This window comes from Kribbella sp. NPDC043289 (genome assembly GCF_056436705.1).
Window position 1 is genome coordinate 2,409,950 of record NZ_JBWKCB010000001.1, and the last position, 24,084, is coordinate 2,434,033.

Sequence of the window (24,084 nt, forward strand, 5' to 3'; positions counted from 1 at the left end):
GGAGCGTAACCAGGCGGAGTCGGCCGGGCGAGGCATGCCGGGGTAGGCGAACGGAGGATGCCTGGCGCAGGCGGTGCGGGCCGAGGGTGGGGTGGGAGCCGCGCGGTACCGATGGCGAGCTAGGTCGAGCGAGCGCTGGTCCGAGGGCGCCGAGCCGCGGGCGCTGGGGCGCGTGCAGTGGGCGCAGGCGTTGGGGCGAGGTGGCGCTAGGGCGAGGGCGCTGGGTGGAGGGCGCGGGGCCGCTGAGGGGCCGGCGTGACCGGGCTATCGGGTTATGGGAGGGGGCGTTTGGCGGCGGCTCGGAGGCGGAGGGCTCGGCCTACGTAGTCGATGCCGGTTACTACGGTGACCAGGACTGCGGCGGCCATGATGGTTACGGCGGTCCAGTGGAGGATGGCGACGTCCTGCCAGGGCAGGAGGTACAGGCCTAAGGCGATTGCCTGGAGGACGGTTTTGAGTTTGCCGCCGCGGCTGGCGGGCATGACGCCGTGGCGGATGACCCAGAAGCGGAGGGCGGTGACGCCCCATTCGCGGACCATCACGAGGATGGTGACCCACCACGGGAGTTCGCCGAGGTACGACAGGCCCAGGAAGGCGGCTCCGGTGAGGGCCTTGTCGGCGATGGGGTCGGCGACCTTGCCGAAGTTCGTGACCATGTTCCAGCGCCGGGCGATGTCGCCGTCGAAGCGGTCCGTGACGATCGCGACGACGAACACGGCCGTGGCGAGCAGGCGGTTGTCGGTGGTGTGGCCGCCCTCGCGGAGCAGGAGCCAGACGAAAAGCGGTACCAGGACCAGCCGGAGAACCGTGAGAGCGTTCGGCAGGTTCCAGGCGCTGGGCGCGTGGAGATGACTGCCGGCAGCGCGTGGCGCCGGGTTCGTCGGCGGGTTGGTCACGCGGTCAGGTTAACTGCCGAACGGGCGTCCGGCGCCGTCACGAGCGCCGCGAATTCGGCGATCAGGTCGACACCGTCGCTCGCCACCACCTTCGCGGACACCAGATCGCCGACCTTGATGCCGTCCGGGAGACCCGTCAGCGTCGTGATCCCATCCACCTCAGGACCCTGGTGCGCGGCGCGACCCTCGGCCGTCCGACCGGTGCCGAGCAGTCCGCTGTCCGCCAACTCGTCGGCCGGGCGCTGCCCGAAGTCAGCGCCCGCGCGTGCAGCGTCAGCGGCTTCTGCGGCCTCGGCGGAGGCGTCATCTGCGTCCGCAGACGCGTCAGCTGCGTCGGCCGAGGCGTTCGCTGCGTCGGTAGCGTCCGCGTCGGCGCCGGCGTCGGCGCCGGCGTCGGCGCCGGCGTCGGCGTCGGCGTCGGTGTTGACGGCTTCGTTGGTGGGGTCGAGGGACTCGATGAGGACTTCGAGGAGTTCGCCGATGCGGGATTCGGCGCGGGCGGAGGTGAGGTCTTCGGCGAGGCGGGTGACTCGGTCGAGGCGGGACGCGATGGTGTCCTCGTCGAGTTTGCCGTCGTAGGTCTCCGCCTCGGTGCCGTCCTCGTCGGAGTAGCCGAAGACGCCGATCGCGTCCAGACCGGCGCGGGACAGGAAGTCGCAGAGGATGTCGACGTCTTCCTCGGTCTCGCCCGGGAAGCCGACGATGACGTTGCTGCGGATGCCGGCGGTCGGGGCGGCGGCGCGGACCTGGGCGATGAGTTCGAGGAAGCGCTCGGAGTCGCCGAAGCGGCGCATCCGGCGGAGCAGCGGGCCCGAGGCGTGCTGGAACGAGAGATCGAAGTACGGGACCACGCCGGGGGTGGAGGTCATCGCGGTGATGAGGGTCGGGCGCATCTCGGCGGGCTGCAGGTACGAGACGCGGACGCGGGTGATGCCGGTGACCTGGGCGATCTCGCCGACGAGGGTCTCCAAGAGGCGGAGGTCGCCGAGGTCCTTGCCGTAGGAGGTGGAGTTCTCGGAGACGAGGAACAGTTCGCGTACGCCGTTCTCCGCGAGCCACTCCGCCTCGCGGAGGACCTCGGCGGGGCGGCGGGACATGAAGGCGCCGCGGAACATCGGGATGGCGCAGAACGCGCAGCGGCGGTCGCAGCCGGAGGCGAGCTTCAGCGGGGCCATCGGGCCGCCGTCGAGGCGGCGGCGCATGACGCGGGGGCCGCTGGCGGGGGCGAGTTCGAGGTCGGGGGCGTCGATCTTCAGTTCTTCGGGGGCGCCGGTGACGAAGCGTCCCTTGAGGCCGGCGGGCTCGGGTGCAGCGCCGTCCGGCTGCGCCGGACGCAGCGCGGCGGGTATGTGGTCGCCCAGAACCGGCGCCGGCGCTGCGTCACCGAGAGCGGCACCGGAAGCAACTGCGGCCGCGCCGCGGCCGGTCGCGGACGCATCCGCGGCGACAGCAGCCGCGTGGCCCGTGATGAGGTCGCCGGCGGCAGCAGCAGAGGCGCCCGCAGGAGAGTTCGTGGCTGGGGCATCTGCGGCGGGGGTTGGGTTGCCGTGGCCGGGGATGGCTACGCCCTCGGTGGTGTGGCGGGCGGCGGGGGCCAGCGGCAGGAGTTTGCGGCGGTCGCGGGGGACGTGGGCCTGATGCTTCGTACCCGACAGGATCGCGCGGAGGCGGTCCGAGATGTCGGCGTAGTCGTCGAAGCTGAGGACCGCGTCCGTCTCCGGGAGGGCTTCGGCGAGCTGCTCGCCGTACCGCTCCGCCAGGCAGCCGACCGCGACGACGGCCTGGGTGCGGCCGGAGTCCTTGTAGTCGGTGGCCGCCAGCAAGGTGTCGACCGAGTCCTTCTTCGCGGCCTCGACGAAGCCGCAGGTGTTCACCACCACCGTGTCCGCCTCGGCGGCGTCGTCGACGAGGCGGAAGCCACCGGCTTCGAGCCGGCCGGCCAGCTCCTCGGAGTCGACATCGTTGCGGGCACAGCCCAGCGTGACCAGGGCGACGGTGGTGGGTGGCGTAGTCATCGCTACGAGTATGACGCGCGGTACACGCCGCGACCTAACTCACCAACCGATCTCACACCCCGAACTCAGGAGGCGGTCTTGCTGAGCGTCCCGTTCGGGTGGGCGGTGAACTTGTAGAGCTTGGTGTCGAGGCGGTTGCCGTTGAGGACGATGATCAGGTTCCCGGGGTTGCCCACCGTCACGCGGATGTCGCCGGAGCTGGTGACGGACTGCGCGATGCCGGGGCTGAGGCGGCCCTGGAACAGGCGGCGGTTCTTCTTGTCGCGGATCGTCAGGTACGTGCCGTCGTTCTTCGCGGTCAGCGTCAGCGCGGTCCTCAGGACCGGCGGCTTCGGGGACGCCGGCTTCTTGGTCGGCTGGGCCGTCGGCTTCGGCGATGTCTTCGGGGTCGGTGTGGTGACGGTCGCCGTGGCGGTCGCGGTCTTGGACGCGTTGGCCTCGATGTCGTTGGGCAGCGTGAAGAGCCGCACCATCCCCCAGCCCATCAGGATGACGAGAATCGCGCCGACCACCAGGGCCCAGCGTGGCCGGGCCGGGCGCAGGGTCGGGCCCTTGACCGCGGCGCGTTCCTCGCGCCGCGACTTCTCCTCCTCGGCGGCGTGCTCAGCGTCGAAGGTGGCCAGCAGTGGCGCGGGGTCGGCCTTGACCACGCGAGCGATCGACCGGATATGTCCACGGGCGTAGAAATTCCCGCCGCAGCGGGAGAAATCATCGGCCTCCATGGCGATCAGCAGCCCGGTTCTGATCCGGGTCGCGGCGCTCAGTTGCTCGATCGTCATGTCGGCCCGTTCGCGGGCCGCCGTGAGCTCGCTGCCGATGCTCACGTCCCCACCATCCTCTCCTTCGCTCGGCGTTATCGCGCGGAGCGTTGACGCCCGCCTAGTCGGCGACCGGTCCGCCGACACCAACTCAACGCCGTTGGTACGACGGGGTCACGGACTACTCAGAGTTGTTCTCTGACCGGACATCTGGCATCCGCCAGCATGTGCAGAGCCTGCACAACCTCCCCATTCGACGGCCGAGCCGTCAACCCGAACGGTATCGCGAGTGACGATCCGGTCAGCCGCCGGTTGGCATCGGTTCGCTTGCGTGTCGAACTCGGCATCGCACCGAGGATCGGCCCAGGATCCTGCAGATGTACGGCGATCCGCCCGTCGTCGAGCGGATGCCGGCGCTGCAGCACCGTCACCTCTTCGATGTCCTCCCACCGCGTACCGATCCACTCGTTGCCGATCCGCAGGCGGATGCCGACGTCGTCGGCGACCAGCATGTCCCCCACCGTCAGGGCGCGGGCGCACACGACGGCAAGTGCGGCGAAGGCCGCCGCCACGATCCAGCGCAGGATGCCGGTCGGACTCGTGGACGCGGAGGCGGCGAAACCGATCGCCACCAGCGCGGCCCCGACGGCCAGGCCGCCGTGCACCTTCTGGGAAGCGTGCACGGTGAACGGCGTCGGCTTCGGGTCGACGTCGAATCGTTCCTGCCTGGGCAGTGCGCTCGCCGCGGTCACGGTCTCACTCTCCTCGGAGGGTGCTGATGAAGTCCTCTAGGTCGTCGGGTTTGACCAGGACGTCCCTGGCCTTCGAACCTTCACTGGGACCGACGACGCCGCGGCTCTCCAGGATGTCCATCAGCCGGCCGGCCTTGGCAAAACCGACGCGGAGCTTACGCTGCAGCATCGACGTGGAGCCGAACTGGGTGGAAACGATCAGCTCCGCCGCCTGCACCACCAGGTCGAGGTCGTCCCCGATCTCGTCGTCCAGATCCTTGCTCGGCCCCGGCGCCGCGGTGACGTCCTCACGGTACGTCGGCTGCAACTGCTCCTTGCAGTGCTCGACCACCGTGTGGATCTCGTTCTCCGTGACCCACGCGCCCTGGATCCGCATCGGTTTGCTCGCGCCCATCGGCAGGAACAGACCGTCACCCTGACCGACCAGCTTCTCCGCGCCGGGCTGGTCCAGGATGACCCGGCTGTCGGCCAGCGACGAGGTCGCGAACGCCAGTCGGGACGGTACGTTCGCCTTGATCAGACCGGTCACGACGTCCACCGACGGCCGCTGGGTGGCGAGCACCAGGTGGATACCGGCGGCACGCGCCAGCTGGGTGATGCGGACGATCGAGTCCTCGACGTCGCGCGGTGCAACCATCATCAGGTCGGCGAGCTCGTCGACGATCACCAGCAGATACGGGTACGGCGAGAGCACGCGCTCGGACCCTGGTGGCGGCTTCACCTTGCCCGCCTTGACCGCCTTGTTGAAGTCGTCGACGTGGCGGAACCCGAAGGCCGCGAGGTCGTCGTACCGCATGTCCATCTCGCGGACGACCCACTGCAGCGCCTCGGCGGCCTTCTTGGCGTTGGTGATGATCGGCGTGATCAGGTGCGGGATGCCCTCGTAGTTGTTCAGCTCGACCCGTTTCGGGTCGACGAGGATCATCCGGACCTCGTCCGGCGTCGAGCGCATCAGGATCGAGGTGATCAGCGAGTTGACGAACGACGACTTGCCCGAGCCGGTCGCACCGGCGACCAGGAGGTGCGGCATCTTCGCCATGTTCGCGACCACGAAGCCGCCCTCGACGTCCTTGCCGAGGCCGGCCACCATCGGGTGGTGGTCGTTGCGGGCGGTCGCCGACCGGATCACGTCGCCGAGGCTGACGGTCTCCTTGTCGGTGTTCGGGATCTCGATACCGATCGCGGACTTGCCCGGGATCGGCGACAGGATCCGGACGTCGGCCGACGCCACGGCGTACGCGATGTTCTTCGAGAGCGCGGTGACCTTCTCGACCTTGACAGCGGAGCCGAGCTCGACCTCGTACCGCGTGACGGTCGGGCCACGGGTGTAGCCGGTGACCTGGGCGTCGATTCCGAACTGCTCGAACACCTCGGTCAGCCGGTCGACGACCTGGTCGGAGGCCTTGGTGCGGGCCTTGTGCACCGAACCGGGACTGAGCATCTGGCCGTCGGGCAGCGTGTACGTGATGTCGCCGGACAGGCTCAGCTGCTCGACCCGCTGGGGCAGCGGCGTGTGTGGCGGCGGCTCGGGCGGCGGCGTGGGCGACGAGGCCTTCTTCGAGGCGGCCGGCGCCTCGTCGACCGACTCCGGTGCCGAAGCAGCGCTCTCGGAGTCGACGTCGTAGGCGTCCTCTTCCGGCTCGCGGGCCTTCGTCTTCCGGCCGCGCTTGGCCATCTCGCGGCTCTCGAGCACCGGCGAGTCGTACGGCTTGACCGTCGGGTCGTCGTCGTCCTCGAGTTCCGCCTTCGCGCGGCGCTGCTTGCGCGTCAGCCGGACCGTGTCGTCGGTCGGCGCGGCTTGCACGGACGGCGCGTCCTCGGGCAGCTCGGTCCGCCCCATCAGTACGTCGAACGCCGCTCGGAACCGCAGCGGGATCGAGTACACCGGCGTACCGGTGACGACCAGCGCGCCGAAGATCGACAGCAGCACGAGCAGCGGCGCCGCGACGTACTGCGTCAGCAGGTCGGACAGGAACGACGAGATGAAGTACCCGATCGCGCCGCCGGCGTCGCTCAGCGGTCCGTCGGCCGGGTTGCTGGGCCGGGGCAGACCGTTCGCGATGTGGATCAGGCCGAGGACGCCGAGGGTGACCGCTGTCCAGCCGATGACCTGGCGGCCTGCCGGGCCGTTGCGCTCAGGGTCACGCAGCGTGCGGATCGCGATCAGCAGGAGCAGCAGTGGCAATGCCCAACCGAGCATGCCGATGCTGCCGCCGACGACCGTGCGGACAGCGTTGCCGACCGAGCCCGGGAGGTCCCACCAGATCGCGGCGGCCACTACGAGCGCCAGACCGATCAGGAACAGCCCGGCACCGTCACGGCGGTGTTCCGGCTCGAGGTCGCGGGCGCTGTTGCCGATCCCCCGCACCATCCTGCCGAGCAGGTGCGCGATACCGATCCAGACCTTCACCACTCCGCGACACAGAGCGAGCATGGCGGCCGCGAACGGACCCGGTCCGCTGTTTTTGGGCGTGCTGGTCCGCGCGGCCGTGGATCCACCGCGCTTCGTGCTCTGCCCTCGCTTCTGGGCGGCTGACGGACGGGAGCGTCCACCAGCAGCCGAACGAGCCGTACTGGGCCGTTTAGCTGCCGACTTCTGCGCCCGCGCCGGGGAAGACGTGCGGGTCGCCATACTCCTGAGGCTACCCCGATCACCTCTCGAGTCCCACGTGTCACACGCCGGTCACGCTGCCCCATCCGTAGCGTCACAGTGTCGCGACCCGCCTCCGGAACCGAACCAGATGCCAGATCACGACGTACCACCCGAGGGCGGCCAGGCCTCCCGACACGAGGCCGGAGAGCAGCAGTCGTACGGCGATTTCGCCGCCCAGCTCACCGTCCGCGCGGCCGAGTTCGATGATCGCTCCGGTCGCTGCGAGGAGGGTCCCGGCGGCGAGTACGACGTACCGGACCCAGGGGGCGACCTGGTCACCCGGAGTGACGGGAGCCGGCGTCGTACGGCGGAACCAGCGGTAGAGCCAGACGGCGAGGACCAGGCAGCCGCCGACGGTGCTGACGTACTGCAGGATCCGATTGACGTCCCAGGCCGGGGTCACGGTGGCGCGGAAGACGTCGGGGAACTGCTGGACGAAGTAGCCGTCGCCGTGGGTGAAGGAGTCCCAGATGACGTGGGTCAGGGCGCCGAGGACGGCCGAGACGACGGTCCACAGCAGCACCTGAACGCCTGGCACCCGAGGAATGCGCCGCGGGGACGGGAGGCGCGCAGCCAGCGACGGCGGCGCGAGCGCGATCAGCGGGCGCTTGAGGAGGACGGTGAAGACGGCGAGCAGGAGGAGCGCCAACAGCGGGTCCAGCCAGAACGCGGACGTGAACTCGTGCGTGAGCGTCAGAGTGAAGTTGCCGCTGACCTGCTGCGTGGCGAACCGATAGAGCGGGTCGACGTACAGCAGGTCTGGTGCGACGGCGCCGGCGATCAGGGCCGATGCGACGAGGGGCCGGCGGATCAGCGGGAGGATGGCCGCGGGGTGGGCCAGCGTGAAGGGCACACCCCGCAGCCTAGGAGGTCAGAAGGTTGGCCAGCTCGGGCCCGGGTCCTGCTGGCCGATACCTCGCTTCGACCAGTCACAGACGCCGTTGGGGAAGGTCTGACGCAGCGTCTTCCACTGCGCTGCGGTCAGCTTGGCCTTGTAGTCGGACCGCGTCATCGGATGCAGGCGGCACTTGATGACGTCGTTGGCAACGGAGGCGCCGGCCACCTGACGCGGCGCCGGCCACACCGGGTACAGCGTGTTGCACTTGGTCGTTCCGATGCCGTCGACCTGCGTCTCGACGATCTTCTGGTTCTGCGGGCTCCAGCACGCGTCCGTGAGCGACGTCGGCTTGTTGCGCAGCAGACGTTCATGCGGCGAGCCGGGCCCTTGGTCCGCGTCGGTCGCGTCCATCCACCGGTCGAGCGCGTCCAGTGCGTTGGTGAGCACCGGGTTCTTGGTGCTGAAGCCGCCCGCCGCGTCTCCGGCCTGGACGAGCATCACGTGGTTGCCGAAGTCGCCGTTCGCCTTCTGCAACCGCTCGCGGAGCGAGAACGAGTGGAAGATCAGGTGGATGTCGCCGTTCGGCAACTGGTCCCAGTACTGGCGGTAGTCGATGATCGGCGTACTGGCCAGTCCCCCACCACCGTTGATCAGCTGACCGGTCCGGTACGCCGTGTCGATCGCGCGCTGGTCCGCGACGGTCCGGGCGGGTACGAAGTTCGCGTCGGTGTCGAACCCGCCGATCGCGCGGTTGAGGTCCAGGAACTGCGCCGCGGTGATCTTGCCCGCGTTCAGCGCGTCGAGGCCGTACTGGATCCCGACGTTGTCCAGCGGGCGCCGGGCCGCACCGGTTGCTGGGTTCTTGCCCCAGATGTTGACCTGATGGTCGTAGACGTCGCAGCGCGCGCCGTCCGGGTTGCTGACCGGGTCGTAGCGCTGCGCGACCGGGAGCTGCGCGGGACAGTAGACCCGCGGGTCGATCCGTCGGCCGGCGCCAGCCAGGTTGGCGATCGTGGTGACCATGCCGAACCCGGACGCGGCCCGTTTCTGTTCGTCGGTCCAGCCGGTCGCGGACTTGAAGTAGTGGTCCAGCAGCAACGCGTCGGTGATCGTGTGCAGCGTCGCGAAGCCGACCTCCGGGAACACGCAGGACGCCATGATCCCGTCGAGCAGGCCCGGATAGTTCTCGGCGATCTGGAACACCTGGTACGAACCGCCCGAGCACCCCCAGCCGATGGTCTGCTTCGGTACGCCGATGCTCTCGAGGATGTGCTCACGGGTCATCGACATCGTCTCGGCCGCGAGTACGCCGTTGCAGTTCACCCCGAACACGTTCAGGCTCGACGACGCGACGGCGTACCCACGACCGAGCAGTACGTCGTCGTTGACGCCGCCGGTGCCGCTCCCCTGCTGGTACCAACCACCCGGGCAGCCGCCGCCGAACGTGTAGACCAGGCGGCCGTTCCAGCCGGTCGGCGCCTTCAGCGCGCTCGGTTCACCCGCGGCGGGATCGTTGAGTACGGCGTACTCGTAGATCGACCGGTTGATCACGCCGGTCTCGACGCGGACGACGTACGGCACGGTCCGGCCGTCCGAGGTCGTGGTGGTGGCGAGGTCCGCCGGTTTCGTTGCCGGGAGCACCTTCAGTGAGCGGTCCACGGTCGAGCGGTACAGGTAGTCGACGCGGATCGGCACCGAGCAGTTCGCGTCGGTCGGTGGGCCGAGCGGGACCTTCGCGAGGGTGATGAAGGTCGCCGTACCGCAAACGAACGGCGTCTCGTGCGGGCCGGCGAGCATCGGGCCGGTCCGCGGATGGTTGGTGAGTTCGAGCCGCGCATCGGCCGCAGTGAGCGTGTTGCGGCCGTCGACGAGGCCTTGGACGACGCCGACCAGCTTGTCCGCGGTCCGGGTGAAGGTACTAGTGATGTCACGGCCGTTCAGCCGGACCTTCAGGTCCTCCAGGTGCCGGCCGGAGACGGAGACCAGCGCGTTGCCGTCGCTGACCATGTCGGGGCGGGGTGCGGACAGCACCTCGATCCGCACCCCGGACGCCGCACTGGCGGGCAACGCCAGGACAGCGGCAATCATCGCTGTTGCAAGCGCCACGAGGGCGGTCGTTCGCTTCATGTGACGAGTTGAGCACGGTAAGTCCGCGCCGGGAAGAGTGAACGGCAACCGTTTTCCACCTGCCGTGGACCATTTACGCGCCGGTGGTGCCATCCAGTTGCTCGCGGAGCAGGTCGGCATGGCCGCAGTGCCGGCCGTACTCGCCGATCAGGTGGATGTAGATCATCCGCAGCGACGACTCGGTGCCGCCGAACGTGAAGCGATCGTCCAGGGAACGACCGGCGACCGCCTCGTCGGACAGCTTCCACTCCGCGATCAGACCCTCGTACGCCGCCTGCGCGTCAGCGGGATCGATCAGCTCGAAGTCCGCGTCCTTGCCGAGCTCGGGCGCGAACAGTGGCTCGGCGGGCGCGTCGGCGAAGTGGATGCGGAACCAGATCCGCTCCACCTTCGTGAGGTGCCGGATCAGGCCGAGCAGCGAGAGGTTGGACGGCGGCGACGGGCGGGCCGCCAACTGCTCGGCGGTCAGCCCCGCGCACTTGAACAGCAGCGTGGTGCGATAGAAATCCAGATAACCCTGCAGCAGCTCGCGTTCGGGAGCAGTCAGCGAGCCGTCCGGCCGCTCGACCGCAGGTGCGTTCCAGGTCATTGCCATCCTCACGTTGTCCCACATTGTGTACATCTATCTCATCACATGAGATATGCACTGGCGGACCCCGTATCCCGTTCGTTACCGTTCACGGCAGGTCATGAGTGCCAGCGACAAGCCCCGGCTCGCTGGCCGGCAACCCTCCTCCGCGGTGGGGTGCCCCGGGTGAAGACCAGGCCGTGCGGATACCCCGTTCGGCAAGCGCGGACTTCCTGGGAGCACCAGCATGTCGATCCTCTCCATCCTCGAGCCGGCCAGTACGACGTCCAACCGACCGACCGTCGCCCGGCTCGCGACCGGCAGCATCCCCGCCACCGTCGGCTCGGACCTGCTGGTCCCGCTCGCCGACGGCCGGGTCACCGACTACGCGAACTTCGACCACGGTGCGAGCGCCCCGTGTCTGGAGTCGGTGCGGAACAGCGTCGAGGCCGCGCTGCCGTCGTACGCGTCGGTGCACCGCGGCAACGGGTACGCCTCGCGGATCACCACCCAGTGGTACGAGCGGGCACGCGCCGAGGTGCACGCCTTCGTCGGTGCCCGGACCGACGACCAGGTGATCTTCACCCGGCAGACCACCGACGCGCTGAACCTCCTGGCGCACGCCGTGCCGGCGGACGCGACCGTGATCGTGTTCGAGTCCGAGCACCACGCGGCGCTGCTCCCCTGGCCGGCCGAGCGGACCATTCGGCTCGCCGCGCCGAGCAGCCCCACCGAGGCCGTGACGAACGTCGCCGACGCGCTGCGGGCGGCGCCTGAAGGCCCGCGCCTCGTGGTCGTGACCGGCGCGTCCAACGTGACCGGCGAGATCTTCCCGATTGCCGAGATCGCCGCCGTCGCCAAGGCGCATGGTGCCCGGGTCTGCCTCGACGCCGCCCAGCTCGCGCCGCACCGCGCAGTCGACATCGCCACACTGGATGTCGACTGGGTCGCCCTGTCCGGTCACAAGCTCTACGCCCCGTACGGCGCCGGCGCGCTGATCGGCCGCTCGGACTGGCTCGACGCCGCCGACCCGTACCTGTACGGCGGTGGCGCGACCCACGCGGTCACCAGCGACACCGTGGTCTGGTCGACCGGACCGGCGCGGCACGAGGGCGGCTCCCCCAACGTCATCGGTGCGATCGCCCTCGCCTCCGCGTGCGCCGCGATCAGCAAGCACCGCGACGCCATCGAGCAGCACGAGCGCAGCCTGCTGGCCCGCCTGCGCACCGGACTCGCGCAGATCGACGGCGTCACGACGTACTCGATCTTCGGTGCGGACGCCGACCGCGTCGGCACAGTCTGCTTCACCGTCAAGGGTCTGACCTCGACGCTGGTGTCCGCCGCGCTGAGCGCCGAGTACGGCATCGGTGTTCGCGACGGCAAGTTCTGCGCCCACCTCCTGGTCGGCCACCTGCTCACCACCGGCAGCGAACACGGTACGGCGGTCCGAGCCAGCCTCGGCCTCGGGACGACCCGTGAGCACGTGGACCGCCTCGTCAACGCCGTACGCACGCTGGCCACCACTGGCCCGCGGACGGAGTACGCGGAGAGCGCCCACGGCTGTCAGCCGGCCGACGATCCCCGCGACCTCCACGCGCCGCGCATCTGGTGAAGCAGCGCTCCTACTGCTCGGGAGGTACGAGACCTACATGGTGAGCAGCGAACGCCAGTAGGTCCGCCCACTCCGCAGCGACCATCGCGGCGGGCTTTCCGAAGCCATGGCCGGTGTTGACCTCGACGCGAGTCAAGACAGGCCGCGGATCGGACTGCGCATGCTGCAGGGTCGCGATGAACTTGTGGCTGTGCAACGGCACCACGCGGTCGTCATGGTCACCAGTGACCACCAGAGTCGCCGGGTACGCCGTCCCGTCGCTGACGCGATGCAGCGGCGAGTACGCCAACAGGTCCTCGAACTGCTCGGGGTCATCGGGCAGACCGTAGTCGGACGCCCACGCCGCTCCCACGGTGAACTTGTGGAACCGCAGCATGTCCAGCACGCCCACACCGGGCAGTGCGACCGCGAAGAGGTCCGGTCGCTGCGTCATGACCGCTCCGACGAGCAGTCCACCGTTGCTGCGGCCGTGCATGGCCAGCTGCTCCGGAGTGGTCACGCCGGTGTCGCGCAGGTGCTCTGCGACCGCGATGAAGTCGTCGAACACGTTCTGCTTGTTCTTGAGCCGCCCCGCATCGTGCCAGTCGGTCCCGTACTCGCCACCACCACGCAGGTTGGCGATGACCAGTACTCCGCCGGCGGCGAGCCACGCCGGCCAGCCGGGACGGTAGTCCGCCTGGATCGGGATGCGGAATCCGCCGTACCCCCACATCAGGGTCGGGCGCGGTGCGGAGAAGTCCAGGTCGGACCGGGTGATCAGGAAGTACGGCACGTCGCGTCCGGGAGCGATCCGGCGCGTCACGGTGACCTGCGGCGGCGTGAAGCCACCGGAGCCGCGGACCAGCTCCGGCAGTGCACGTACGTCGCCTGACCCGGTCGACACGACGTACGACAGCGTGGGGTCGGTCGTCGTCGACAGCCCGACGAACAGCTCGTCGTACTCCGGTGACGCGTTGAGCCCCACCACTCCCCCGCCAGGTACGTCGACCTCACGCGCACCGGATCCGTCCAACGCATAGAGCGTCAGCACCGACTGCGCGTCGACAAGCGTCAGCGTGGCCAGGCCGTTCGCCGTACCGCGGACTGCCTGCAGCGTCGCCTCGCCCTGCGGGATGAGGTCGGTGAACTCGCCTGCCAGCGTCGACAGCACCACTCGGCCTCGTGACGCGTCGCGGTCGGTCCGCAGGACGAGGTGGTCCCCGGACATCCGCACGAAGGCGATCTCGTCCTTGAACTCGTCCACGACCTTGACCGGCTCGCCCAGCCCGTCGGAGGTGATCGGGTAGACCCAGAGCCGCGTGCTCGGGTCGGTCCCCTCGGTGATGTGGACGACGAGGTACCGGTCGTCGTCGGACACCTCAGGCGTGTAGAAGTACTGCTCCTTGTCCGGGATGCTCAGCACCAGCTCGTCCTCGGACTGCGGCGCACCGACCTTGTGCAGCATCAGCCGCCCAGCAGCCAGCGAGGTGGTCTCGGTCCCCTCGTTCCGCCCACTGACCGGGTAGTGCAGATACAGGTACGCCGAACTGTCCGGGAGCCACGTCGCCTCGGAGAACTTGGCCTCGGACACCACGTCGTCGACCGGCGTACCGGTGGCGATGTCGAGCAGCCGGAACGTCGTCCAGTCGCTGCCGCTCTCGTTGATGCCGTACGCGAAGTACTTGCCGTCCGGGCTGACGGTGAACGAGCCCAGTGAGTCGGTGCCGTCCGCGGACAGCGTGTTCGGGTCGATCAGCACCCGGCCGCCGCTGAGCAGTTCGTCGAGCGACTCGGCCACGTAGATCACGTCCTGCGCCTGCGTGCCGTCGTTGCGCCCGGCGAAGTACCAACCCGCCTTCTTCACCGGCACACCGGCGCGTGGCCTGGCCAGGATCGCGGACAGCGTGTCCTGGAACCACGCGCGCTCCGCGTAGCCCGACACCTCGTCCTCGGTGAAGGCGTTCTGCCGGCGAACCCAGTCCTGGGTGTCGTCCGCGTCAGGGTCTTCCAACCAACGGTAAGGATCGGCGATCTGGTGTCCGTGCATCGTCTCGACCACGTCGTCGCGGCGGCTCTCCGGATAGGTCATGAATCCAAACCTAGCCGGAGAACGCGTCGTACTCACCGGCCCCGGTGGGCGGCATCCCGCGCAGGCGCCGGGGCCGGGTGAGTACGACGGACCCATCAGTGACGGGCCTCTCAACCAGGCTCTATCGGGTGGGGTTGATGTCCTTCGACCAGAGCACCTTGCCGAACAGGTTCCGCAACGACACGGTGAACACGCCGGTCCGTGGGTCGATCGTTGTGTGACCGAAGAACTGGTTGCCGCCGGCCGGCGACTGGTTCGGGAAGTCGGCCGCCTTCGACCACACGACCTGCGGCCCGAACGTACTGTCCAGCCCGTTCGGCCCGAACGTCCCGGCGTTGATCGGGCCCGCCACGATCTCCCAGAACGGGTCGAAGTCGGTGAACGCCGCGCGCGCCGGGTCGTAGTGGTGGGCCGCGGCGTAGTGCACGTCCGCGGTCAGCCAGATCGCGTTGCGGACCTTGCGCTTCTTGAACTGGCTCAGCACCCAGGCGATCTCGTGCTCGCGACCGCCGGGCGCACCGGGCAGCCCGTTCCCGACCGCCTCGATCAGGTCGCCGTCCGGCACCAGCAGGCCGATCGGCATGTCGCTGGCGATCACTTTCCAGGTGGCCTTGGACGCCGCGACCTCACGGACCAGCCAGGCGGCCTGCTCGGCGCCGAGCATCGCGACCGGTCCGGCCGTCGACGGGACCGGGTTCGCACCGCGGTACGTCCGCATGTCCAGGCAGAACACGTCGACCAGCGGCCCGTAGCTGACCTTGCGGTAGATCCGGTCCCGGTCCGCGACGTGCTCCATCGGCAGGTACTCGAGGAACGCCTGCTTGGCCCGCGCCGCGAGGACGTCGACGCGCTTCTCGGTGTACCGGTCGTCGGTGAGGATCTCCCCCGGGTACCAGTTGTTCAGCGTCTCGTGGTCGTCCCACTGCGCGATCAGCGGTACGTCGGCGTACAGCGAGCGCACGTTGTCGTCGAGCAGGTTGTACTTGTACCGCCCGCGGTACTCGGCCAGCGTCTCGGCGACCTTCGCGACCTCCTCGGTCACCACGTTCTTCCAGATGGTGCCGTCGGCAACTTTCAGCTCGGCCTGGATCGGGCCGTCGGCGTAGATGTTGTCGCCCGAGTGCAGGAAGAAGTCCGGCCGGGTGTCGTGCATCGCCCGGTACGCGACCATGCCGCCGAGGTCCGGGTTGATGCCGTACCCCTGGCCCGCGGTGTCACCGGTGAACACGAACGACACCGGTTTGTTGCGGCCCGGCGTACTGAACGAGCCGTCCAGGGTCTCGCCGATCCGGCCCTGCGCGTCCTCGAAACCGATCCGGTAGTCGTAGCGCTGGCCGGGCCGCAGGCCACGCAGCGGCAGCCGCGCGGTGAAGTCGTCGGCGGCGTCGGTCTTCGGACCACGCAGGTTGATCGCCTTGTCGAAGCGTCCGTGGCTGGTCAGCTGCACGACCAGCCGGCCGGGGCGGTCGGTGCGCGACCAGACGACGGCCGAGTTAGGCGTGACGTCAGCACTCGCGATCCCGGACGGCAGCGCCGGACGGTCGCGACGGACGAGGTTCGGCGCCGCGGCGGCCACCCCGGGTACGGCGAGGGAGGCACCGGCGACTGTGGATGCGGCCAGGAGCTGGCGGCGGCTCAGTTTCATGTCCCCGAAGGTGCGCCTCGCTGGTGACGCTCAGATGAAAGCCGAGCGAACTGGGCGTCAAATCACCCTGGACTCGCGCGGCGCGACCCGCGCCAGCCTTGCGTACGGTTACCCGACGTGGTTCCGTTGAGGGTCTCAGCACATTCTCGTACGCTGCCCCGGTACCCCGGTAGCGCATCGACCGATGCACTTCCGGAGCCGGGGCGATTCCTTTGTCACAGCTGCTTGCCGACGACGACGATCCCCTGCGCGCGCAGCACAGGTACACGCACCTCTATACCGACCTGCTGCGAACCGTCCGGGAGCTTGGGCTGCTGCGCCGGCGCCGCGGCTATTACCTGACACGCATCGCCCTGGTGGTCGGTTCCTTCATCGCGGTCTGGGTCGGCGTCGGTCTGCTCGGCAATTCATGGTTCCAGCTGTTGATGGCAGGTGCCCTCGCGCTCGTCCTGACTCAAGTGGCGTTCCTCAGCCACGACAGTGCGCACCGGCAGATCTTCGACTCCGCTGCCTGGAACGACTGGACCGCGCGTCTGCTGGCCGGTGGCCTGGTCGGAATGAGCGCCGACTGGTGGCGATCGAAGCACAGCCGCCACCACGGCGCCCCGAACCAGCTGGACAAGGATCCGGACATCGCGATCGGAGTCATCGCGTTCACCCCGGAGCACGCCGGCCGGCGCCGGGGTTTCCAGGCCTGGTTGACCCGTCGCCAAGGTTGGCTGTTCTTTCCCCTCCTGACCCTCGAGGGCCTCAGCCTGTACGTCTCGAGCATGCGGCACCTGCTGCGCCGGGGGGCGACCTCGGTCGAGCGTGTCGAGGCCGCGATCGTGGCGGGCCGGATCGGTGGCTACCTGGCCGTGCTGCTCATCCTGCTGCCGATCGGCAAGGCCGGCGCGTTCCTCGCCCTGCAGCTCGCCGTTTTCGGGGTGTGTCTCGGCGGTTCGTTCGCGCCCAACCACAAAGGCATGCCGCTCGTACCGAAGACGATGAAGCTGGACTTCCTCCGGCGTCAGGTCCTGATGTCGCGCAACATCCGCGGCGGGATCCTGACCGACTTCGCGATGGGCGGGCTCAACTACCAGATCGAGCACCACCTGTTCCCGAGCATGCCACGGCCGACGCTGCGGAGGGTGCAGCCGATCGTCCGCGAGTACTGCGGGCTGCACGACGTGGCCTACACCGAGGTCAGCTTCTTCGCGTCGTACCGGATCGTCGTCGGCTATCTGAACAACGTGGGACTTCGCGCCCGTGACCCGTTCGACTGCCCGCTGGCCGCGGAACTCCGATCAGTGAGCGGGCGGAATCTCGCCTGAACCGCGGATCGTCAGCTTCACCGGGACGCGGACCGTGCGGCCGGGGCGATGCGGCTCCGGCAGGCGCTCGGTCATCAACTGGATCGCGGTCCGCGCCATCACGTCGGCCGACTGCGCGACCGCGGTCAGCCCCGGGCTCAGCAGGTCGCCCAACTGAAGGTCGTCGAACGACACCAGGGCGACCCGATCCCGCCGCCCGGCCAGACCGCGCAGCACCTCGGCAGTGGTCATGTTGTTGGCCGACAGCAACGCCGTCGCAGGATCACTTCGATCGAGGACGGCCGACAGCGTGATGCCGATGCCCTCGGTGGTCGGCTCGGACAGGTGCACCAGGTCCTCGTCGACGTCGATCCGGTGCCTCGCCATCGCCGCCCGGTAGGCCACCACCCGCTCGCGAGCGGTGAAGATCCGCTCGTCGTCACCGAGGTACGCGATCCGCCGATGGCCCTGCCGGACCAGGTGGTCGATCGCCTGATCGATGCCGCCCGCGTTGTCGGCCAGTACGGCGTCGGCCTCGATACCGTGCGCGGGACGGTCGATCGTGACGACCGCCATCCCGGCGTCCACGTGCGGGGCCAGGTAGTCCTGGGTCTCGCCGATCGGGGCCATGATCAGCGCGTCCGGCCGGCGGGCGACGAACTCCAGGCAGACGTCCTTCTCGCGCTCCGGGTCCTCGTCGGTCAGACCGATCATCACCACCGAGCCGGACGAGCGCGCCCACAGCTCGACCGCGCGGCCGAGCGAGGCGAAGAACGGGTCGCCGATGTCGCGGATCACGACGGCGATCGTCCCGGTCTTGCCGCGGCGCAGCATCCGGGCGGACTCGTTCGGGGTGTAGTTGAGCTCCTTGATCGCGGCCTGGACCTTCGCGGTCAGCTCCGGGCTGACGTTCGGCTCCTCGTTCACCACCCGGGACACGGTCTTCAACGCGACCCCGGCCCGGGCGGCGACCTCCTTCATCGTGGGCCGGCGCTGGCCCGTCCCGTTCACTCCACTGACACTCATCGCCGGCCCACCCCTTCGTCTAGTCGCGCCGACGTTACTAGCTTTCGACAACTACCGGAATGATCATCGGGCGGCGGCGGTGGGTGTCGCTGACCCACTTGCCGACCACCCGGCGGATCACCTGCTGCAGCTGGAACATGTCGTCGACCCCGCCGCCGATCGCCTTCTCGATCTCGGCCTCGATCTTCGGCTTCAGGTCGTCGAAGACGGTGTCGTCCTCGGCGAACCCGCGCGCCTGGATCTCCGGCCCAGCGGTGAGCTTGCCGGTGACCGAGTCCATCACGGCGATCACCGAGATGAAGCCCTCGTCCCCGAGGATCCGGCGGTCCTTCAGCGAGGTCTCGGTGATGTCACCGACGGTCGAGCCGTCGACGAACACGTACCCGCAGTCGACCTTGCCCGCCACCACGGCCTTGCGGTCGATCAGGTCGACCACCACACCGTCCTCGACGACCACCACGTTCTCCCGCGGTACGCCGGTCTGCACCGCCAGGTCGGCGTTCGCGTGCAGGTGCCGGACCTCACCGTGCACAGGCATCACGTTGCGCGGCTTCACGATGTTGTAGCAGTACAGCAGCTCGCCGGCGCTCGCGTGGCCGGAGACGTGCACCAGCGCGTTGCCCTTGTGGATGACATTCGCACCGTGCCGGACCAGGCCGTTGATCACCCGGTAGACCGAGTTCTCGTTGCCCGGGATCAGCGACGACGCGAGGACGACGGTGTCACCCGGCTGCAGGTGGACGACGTTGTGGTCGTTGGCCGCGATCCGGGACAGCGCCGACATCGGCTCGCCCTGCGAACCGGTCGACACCAGCACCACCTGCTCCGGCGGGTAGTTGTCGAGGTCGCGCATGTCGATCAGCGTGTCGCCCGGCACGGTCAGGAAGCCGAGGTCGCGGGCCACGCCCATGTTGCGGACCATCGAGCGGCCGACGTACGCGACCTTGCGGCGGTGCTTCACGGCGGCGTCCATCACCTGCTGGACGCGGTGCACGTGCGAGGCGAAGCAGGCGACGATGATGCGCTGGTTCTTCGCCTTGGTGAAGACCCGGTCCAGCACCGGCGCGATGTCGCGCTCGTGGGTGGTGAAACCGGGCACCTCGGAGTTGGTGGAGTCGACCATGAACAGGTCGACGCCCTCCTCGCCGAGCCGGGCGAACGCGCGCAGGTCAGTGATCCGGTTGTCCAGCGGCAGCTGGTCCATCTTGAAGTCACCGGTGTGCAGCACCACGCCGGCCGGCGTCTTGATCGCCACCGCGAGCGCGTCCGGGATCGAGTGGTTCACCGCGACGAACTCGCAGACGAACGGCCCGATCTGGAGCTTCTCGCCCTCGACCACGGTCTGCTGTGGCACGTTGCGGTGCCGGTGCTCCTTCAGCTTGCCCTCGAGCAGCGCGAGCGTGAGCTGAGACCCGACGACCGGGATGTCACCCCGCTCACGCAGCAGGTAGGGCAACCCGCCGATGTGGTCCTCGTGGCCGTGCGTCAGGACCACCGCGACGATGTCGTCGAGACGGTGCCGGATCGGCTCGAAGTCCGGCAGGATCAGATCCACGCCGGGCTGGTTCTCGTCCGGGAAGAGGACGCCGCAGTCGACGATCAGCAACTTGCCGTCGTACTCGAACACCGTCATATTCCGGCCGACCTCGCCGAGGCCGCCGAGCGGGATGACCCGCAAAGCGCCCGGAGCGAGAGGTCCGGGCGCGTCGAGATCTGGATGGGGATGGCTCATGCAATCAGTCCTGCCGTCTTGAGGTCGGTGGTGAGCCAGTCCACTTGCTCGGCGGTCGCCTCAACCAACGGCAACCGGAGGGTCGCGTGCTCGATGACACCGGCCAGCTTGAGGGCGGCCTTCACCATGATGGCGCCCTGGGTCCTGGTCATGATCGTCTCGACGGCGGGCACCAGCCGTCGGTCGATCTCCTGTGCGGTGGCAAGGTCGCCGGCCACCACGGCGTCGATCAGCTGCCGGTACTCCCGGCTCGCGACATGGGCTACCACGCTCGCGATGCCGACCGCGCCGATCGCCAAGGAGGCGAGATTCAGCTCGTCCGCACCGCAGTAGTAGAACAGATCGGTGTTCGCCAGCACCTTGGTGGTCCCCGCGATGTCACCCTTCGCGTCCTTCACCGCGACGATCCGCGGGTGCTCAGCGAGCGTGATCAAGGTCTCCGTCTTGATCGCGACGCCGGACCGGCCGGGGATGTCGTACAGCATGTTCGGCAGGCCGGTGGCGTCGGCGACCGCGGTGAAGTGCGCGCGCAGCCCGTCCTGCGGAGGCTTGTTGTAGTACGGCGTGACGACGAGCAGACCGTGCGCGCCCGCGGCCTCGGCCTGCTTTGCGCACTCGATCGTGTGCGCGGTGTCGTTGGTGCCGACCCCGGCGACGATCAAGGCGCGGTCGCCGATCGCCTCGCGGACGGCCTCGATCAGCTGGACCTTCTCCTGGTCCGACGTGGTCGGCGCTTCGCCGGTGGTCCCGTTCAGCACCAGGGCGTCGTTACCGCCGTCGACGAGGTAGGTCGCGACCCGCTGGGCGGCGTCGAGATCGAGCGCACCGTCGGCCCGGAACGGAGTGATCATCGCGGTCGTCAGGCGGCCGAACGGCAGCGCCGGCGAGGGCGTGGATTCTGGCGAGGACATGAGCCTCAGATTACCGCTCCTGGACCCTGAAGAAATGAGTAGGCCTGGTGGCTGTCCGCTCGGGGGTCCGGGCAGCCACCAGGCTCACTCGTCCTATCGGGCTCGACCCGGGAGTCGTTACAGCTTCCAGCAAAAAAGTCCGGAAAAACTTCTGCAAATACTCTGGGTGATGAAACGAGTGCTCTGTGTCGATAAATCGGTGACTTTCGAGACCGCTAGGGTCATCCGCGTGTCGACATCTACTAAGCCTCCAGCAGCGCAGCAGAGCCTCACCATCATCTGCGCAGCGATGGCAGGCGCGATCCCGATGATCACCCTGGTGCTGTGGTTCGTGCTCGCCACCGACGGGACCGGCGAGTTCCCAGCGACGTGGGCGCCGCTCGTGGTGCTGGCTGCAGCCGCCGCCGCGTACACGTTCTGCGAGCTGGCCGGCTTCCGTACGCCCGCGCTCGAGCACTCCGGTCGCCCCGCCGCCGAGATCGAGGCCGAGTCGTGGCGGCGGTTCACGGCGTCGACGTTCACCCGGTTCGCACTGTGCGAGGGCGTGTTCCTGGTCTCGGTCGCGCTGGCATTCGTCGTACAGAGTTTCTGGGTGGTGCTGATCGGAGCCGTGCTCGCGCTGCCGCTGGTTCTCCTGGAAGTGTGGCCGAGCGCGCGGAACCAGCAGCGGTTCGCCGCGTCACTCGAGTCGCGCGGCGTTCCGTCGTACCTGGGTGCGCGGCTTCAGGACTGACCGGCGATCCAGACCGAGGTCGCGTCGAAGAACCGCTGGACCACCTGGAGAGCGCCAGGCAGGAGCAGTACGGCGCCGACGCCCAGGAGCGGGACGATGACCAGGTGCTCGACCCAACTGCCCGTGCGGAATCGCAACAACCTCGGCAGGCGGATCTCGTACCAGGTCTCGCCCGCGATCGGGAGCGGCCACAACCAGGGGCAGCCCGCGCGCGTCAGGCTGTCGCCGAGACAATGCACGAACATGCCCAGCGCGACGGACACTCCGATCCAGCCGCCGATCTGGGTCAGACCTGTTTGTAGAGCGTCAGCAGCCGCGGTTCCCGGGAGCGCCGTACCTGCGCCGGTGGTGCTGACCACAGACCAGCCGGCGGCCCCGAGTACGGCGAGCACGATCCAGTCTCCGAGCGCGTCGGCCGCGAGCACCAGTCCGGTCAGCGCGACCGCCAGTACGGCCCATTTGCCGCGGTCACCGAGGCTCGCCGCGAGCATGCCGAGCAGAATCGCCGCGACGAGCGTGTGGGTCGCGTGGCGGTGCTTACCGGTGCTGTCCTCGTCACGTGGGCCCTTGGTGACGTTGTAGAGGACACCGGAGAAGGCCCGGACCGCTCCGGACACCAGCCGGGTCACCGGCCCGAGCAGCCTCGAGGCACTCGCCCCCGGATGATCCAGGTCGGGCACCAACGCGTACCCGGCCGTGGCCGCCGCGAACGGCACCACTTCCGCTATCGAGGTCAGCCCGACCAACGGCGCCACCGCCAGCCCGGCACACCACCCCGACAACGCATGCGACCGCCCCATCATCCGGAGCCTCACTCCCCTCACTCGACCCACATCCTCCCCCATCCACCCCACCCGTCACACCAGCCACCCACTCCTTGAGTCCCCACCACCCACAATCGGCGGCGAGATTCGGTTGATGGAGGCACAAGGACGAGGCGGCTTTGCATAATCATGCAGGGTGATGCATACTCTTCCTGTGTCCAAGGTGCTTACTTCTTTGCCGGTCGGTGAGCGGGTCGGGATTGCCTTCTCGGGTGGTCTCGACACGTCGGTTGCGGTTGCGTGGATGCGGGACAAGGGTGCGATCCCGTGCACGTACACCGCTGATCTCGGGCAGGCCGACGAGCCTGACATCGAGTCGGTGCCGGGCCGCGCCACGGCGTACGGGGCGGAAATCACCCGCCTGGTCGACTGCCGTACGGCGATGGTCGAGGAAGGTCTCGCGGCGCTGGCCTGTGGCGCCTTCCACATCCGGTCGGGCGGCCGGACGTACTTCAACACCACCCCGATCGGGCGGGCCGTGACCGGCACGCTCTTGGTCCGGGCGATGCTCGACGACGACGTCCAGATCTGGGGCGACGGGTCGACGTTCAAGGGCAACGACATCGAGCGGTTCTACCGCTACGGCCTGCTCGCGAACCCGCAGCTGCGGATCTACAAGCCGTGGCTGGACGCGCAGTTCGTGCACGAGCTCGGTGGCCGCAAGGAGATGTCGGAGTGGCTGGTCGCGCACGGCCTGCAGTACCGCGACAGCACCGAGAAGGCGTACTCCACCGACGCGAACATCTGGGGCGCGACGCACGAGGCGAAGACCCTCGAGCACCTCGACACCGGACTCGAGACCGTCGACCCGATCATGGGCGTGAAGCACTGGGACCCGTCGGTCGAGATCGCCGTCGAGGACGTCACGCTCGGGTTCGAGCAGGGCCGGCCGGTGACGATCAACGGCAAGGAGTTCGGCTCCGCGGTCGACCTGGTGCTGGAGGCGAACGCGATCGGCGGCCGGCACGGGCTGGGAATGTCGGACCAGATCGAGAACCGGGTCATCGAGGCGAAGTCCCGGGGCATCTACGAGGCCCCCGGGATGGCGCTGCTGCACGCCGGGTACGAGCGGCTGGTGAACGCGATCCACAACGAGGACACGCTGGCCAGCTACCACACCGAGGGCCGCAAGCTCGGCCGGCTGATGTACGAAGGTCGTTGGCTCGACCCACAGTCGCTGATGATCCGGGAGTCCCTGCAGCGCTGGGTCGGTACGGCGGTCACCGGTGAGGTCACGCTGCGGCTGCGGCGCGGCGAGGACTACTCGATCCTCGACACCACCGGTCCGGCGCTCAGCTACCACCCGGACAAGCTGTCGATGGAGCGGATCGAGGACTCGGCGTTCGGCCCGGTCGACCGGATCGGCCAGCTGACCATGCGGAACCTGGACATCGCCGACTCGCGCTCGAAGCTCGAGCAGTACGCCGGCCTCGGGATGTTCGGCTCCTCGAACCCGGCGCTGGCGTCCTCCACCGACCTGATCGGCGAGCTGCCGACCGGCGGCGCCGAGGCGATCGCCTCCCGCGGCGAGGCCACCGAGGAGGACGAACTCCTCGACCGCGCCGCCATGGAGGCCGGCACCGACTGAGACCCGCACAAGAACAGCCGGCATCCTTCAGGTGGGAGGCCGGCTG

General features: G+C 68.9%; 18 protein-coding genes and 1 riboswitch. Of the genes, 4 read left to right on the forward strand and 14 right to left on the reverse strand.

Annotated features, from left to right (window positions below):
• Window positions 1–272: 272 nt before the first annotated feature.
• The 8 genes from pgsA to AC0662_RS11500 all read right to left on the reverse strand — a co-directional run bounded on the left by pgsA (window position 273) and on the right by AC0662_RS11500 (window position 10,628).
• Window positions 273–896, reverse strand: coding sequence for a CDP-diacylglycerol--glycerol-3-phosphate 3-phosphatidyltransferase (gene pgsA, locus AC0662_RS11465; protein WP_452194209.1), 624 nt, complete (start codon window positions 894–896; stop codon window positions 273–275).
• Window positions 893–2,911 (reverse strand): radical SAM protein, encoded by a 2,019-nt coding sequence (locus AC0662_RS11470; RefSeq protein WP_478300092.1) that lies wholly within the window; start codon window positions 2,909–2,911, stop codon window positions 893–895. Before AC0662_RS11470 ends, pgsA begins: the two co-directional genes overlap by 4 nt.
• Window positions 2,912–2,976: 65 nt before the next feature.
• The gene (locus tag AC0662_RS11475; RefSeq protein WP_452194212.1) at window positions 2,977–3,735 is read right to left on the reverse strand and encodes a helix-turn-helix domain-containing protein; all 759 of its coding nucleotides are present in this window, start codon (window positions 3,733–3,735) and stop codon (window positions 2,977–2,979) included.
• A 119-nt stretch (window positions 3,736–3,854) separates the two neighbouring features.
• Window positions 3,855–4,421 carry a hypothetical protein gene (locus AC0662_RS11480; RefSeq protein ID WP_452194214.1) on the reverse strand — a complete coding sequence of 189 codons (567 nt, stop codon included), beginning with the start codon at window positions 4,419–4,421 and terminating at the stop codon, window positions 3,855–3,857.
• A gap of 4 nt (window positions 4,422–4,425) precedes the next feature.
• The gene (locus tag AC0662_RS11485; RefSeq protein ID WP_452194690.1) at window positions 4,426–6,855 is read right to left on the reverse strand and encodes an FtsK/SpoIIIE family DNA translocase; all 2,430 of its coding nucleotides are present in this window, start codon (window positions 6,853–6,855) and stop codon (window positions 4,426–4,428) included.
• Window positions 6,856–7,126: 271 nt separating this feature from the next.
• Entirely contained in the window at window positions 7,127–7,927 is an 801-nt protein-coding gene (locus AC0662_RS11490; RefSeq protein WP_478300094.1) for a DUF4184 family protein, read from the reverse strand.
• A gap of 18 nt (window positions 7,928–7,945) precedes the next feature.
• Window positions 7,946–10,039 (reverse strand): DUF6351 family protein, encoded by a 2,094-nt coding sequence (locus tag AC0662_RS11495; RefSeq protein WP_452194218.1) that lies wholly within the window; start codon window positions 10,037–10,039, stop codon window positions 7,946–7,948.
• Window positions 10,040–10,112: 73 nt separating this feature from the next.
• Window positions 10,113–10,628 carry a DinB family protein gene (locus AC0662_RS11500; RefSeq protein WP_452194220.1) on the reverse strand — a complete coding sequence of 172 codons (516 nt, stop codon included), beginning with the start codon at window positions 10,626–10,628 and terminating at the stop codon, window positions 10,113–10,115.
• A 96-nt stretch (window positions 10,629–10,724) separates the two neighbouring features.
• Window positions 10,725–10,838: riboswitch (SAM riboswitch) on the forward strand.
• Window positions 10,839–10,854: 16 nt separating this feature from the next.
• Here AC0662_RS11500 and AC0662_RS11505 point away from each other — a divergent pair.
• On the forward strand, window positions 10,855–12,219 hold the full coding sequence (locus AC0662_RS11505; protein ID WP_452194222.1) for an aminotransferase class V-fold PLP-dependent enzyme: 1,365 nt from the start codon (window positions 10,855–10,857) through the stop codon (window positions 12,217–12,219).
• Window positions 12,220–12,229: 10 nt separating this feature from the next.
• Here the strand turns inward: AC0662_RS11505 and AC0662_RS11510 are convergent, their stop codons facing one another.
• Together AC0662_RS11510 and AC0662_RS11515 are read right to left on the reverse strand one after the other, a co-directional pair.
• Window positions 12,230–14,287, reverse strand: coding sequence for a prolyl oligopeptidase family serine peptidase (locus AC0662_RS11510; RefSeq protein ID WP_452194224.1), 2,058 nt, complete (start codon window positions 14,285–14,287; stop codon window positions 12,230–12,232).
• Window positions 14,288–14,408: 121 nt separating this feature from the next.
• The gene (locus tag AC0662_RS11515) at window positions 14,409–15,932 is read right to left on the reverse strand and encodes an alkaline phosphatase D family protein (RefSeq protein ID WP_452194226.1); all 1,524 of its coding nucleotides are present in this window, start codon (window positions 15,930–15,932) and stop codon (window positions 14,409–14,411) included.
• Window positions 15,933–16,144: 212 nt separating this feature from the next.
• On the opposite strand from AC0662_RS11515, the gene AC0662_RS11520 reads away from it, so the two are divergent.
• Window positions 16,145–17,245, forward strand: coding sequence for a fatty acid desaturase family protein (locus AC0662_RS11520; RefSeq protein ID WP_452194228.1), 1,101 nt, complete (start codon window positions 16,145–16,147; stop codon window positions 17,243–17,245).
• Here the strand turns inward: AC0662_RS11520 and AC0662_RS11525 are convergent.
• The 3 genes from AC0662_RS11525 to dapA are packed head-to-tail and all read right to left on the reverse strand — an operon-like array spanning window position 17,219 to window position 20,893.
• Entirely contained in the window at window positions 17,219–18,250 is a 1,032-nt protein-coding gene (locus AC0662_RS11525; protein ID WP_452194230.1) for a LacI family DNA-binding transcriptional regulator, read from the reverse strand. The two genes, AC0662_RS11520 and AC0662_RS11525, sit on opposite strands and share 27 nt — an antisense overlap.
• Window positions 18,251–18,287: 37 nt before the next feature.
• The gene (locus AC0662_RS11530; RefSeq protein ID WP_452194232.1) at window positions 18,288–19,982 is read right to left on the reverse strand and encodes a ribonuclease J; all 1,695 of its coding nucleotides are present in this window, start codon (window positions 19,980–19,982) and stop codon (window positions 18,288–18,290) included.
• Window positions 19,979–20,893: a 4-hydroxy-tetrahydrodipicolinate synthase gene (gene dapA / locus AC0662_RS11535; protein WP_452194234.1), complete on the reverse strand. Its 915-nt coding sequence runs from the start codon at window positions 20,891–20,893 to the stop codon at window positions 19,979–19,981. Before dapA ends, AC0662_RS11530 begins: the two co-directional genes overlap by 4 nt.
• A 229-nt stretch (window positions 20,894–21,122) precedes the next feature.
• Here dapA and AC0662_RS11540 point away from each other — a divergent pair, with 229 nt between their 5' ends.
• On the forward strand, window positions 21,123–21,626 hold the full coding sequence (locus AC0662_RS11540) for a hypothetical protein (protein ID WP_478300098.1): 504 nt from the start codon (window positions 21,123–21,125) through the stop codon (window positions 21,624–21,626).
• Here the strand turns inward: AC0662_RS11540 and AC0662_RS11545 are convergent.
• A complete protein-coding gene (locus tag AC0662_RS11545) occupies window positions 21,617–22,426 on the reverse strand; it encodes a metal-dependent hydrolase (protein ID WP_478300100.1) in 810 nt (269 codons plus the stop codon). The genes AC0662_RS11540 and AC0662_RS11545 overlap by 10 nt on opposite strands.
• Before the next feature lie 178 nt (window positions 22,427–22,604).
• On the opposite strand from AC0662_RS11545, the gene argG reads away from it, so the two are divergent.
• Complete coding sequence (gene argG / locus AC0662_RS11550; protein WP_478300102.1) at window positions 22,605–24,038, forward strand: argininosuccinate synthase; 1,434 nt, start codon at window positions 22,605–22,607, stop codon at window positions 24,036–24,038.
• The last annotated feature ends 46 nt before the right edge of the window (window positions 24,039–24,084 follow it).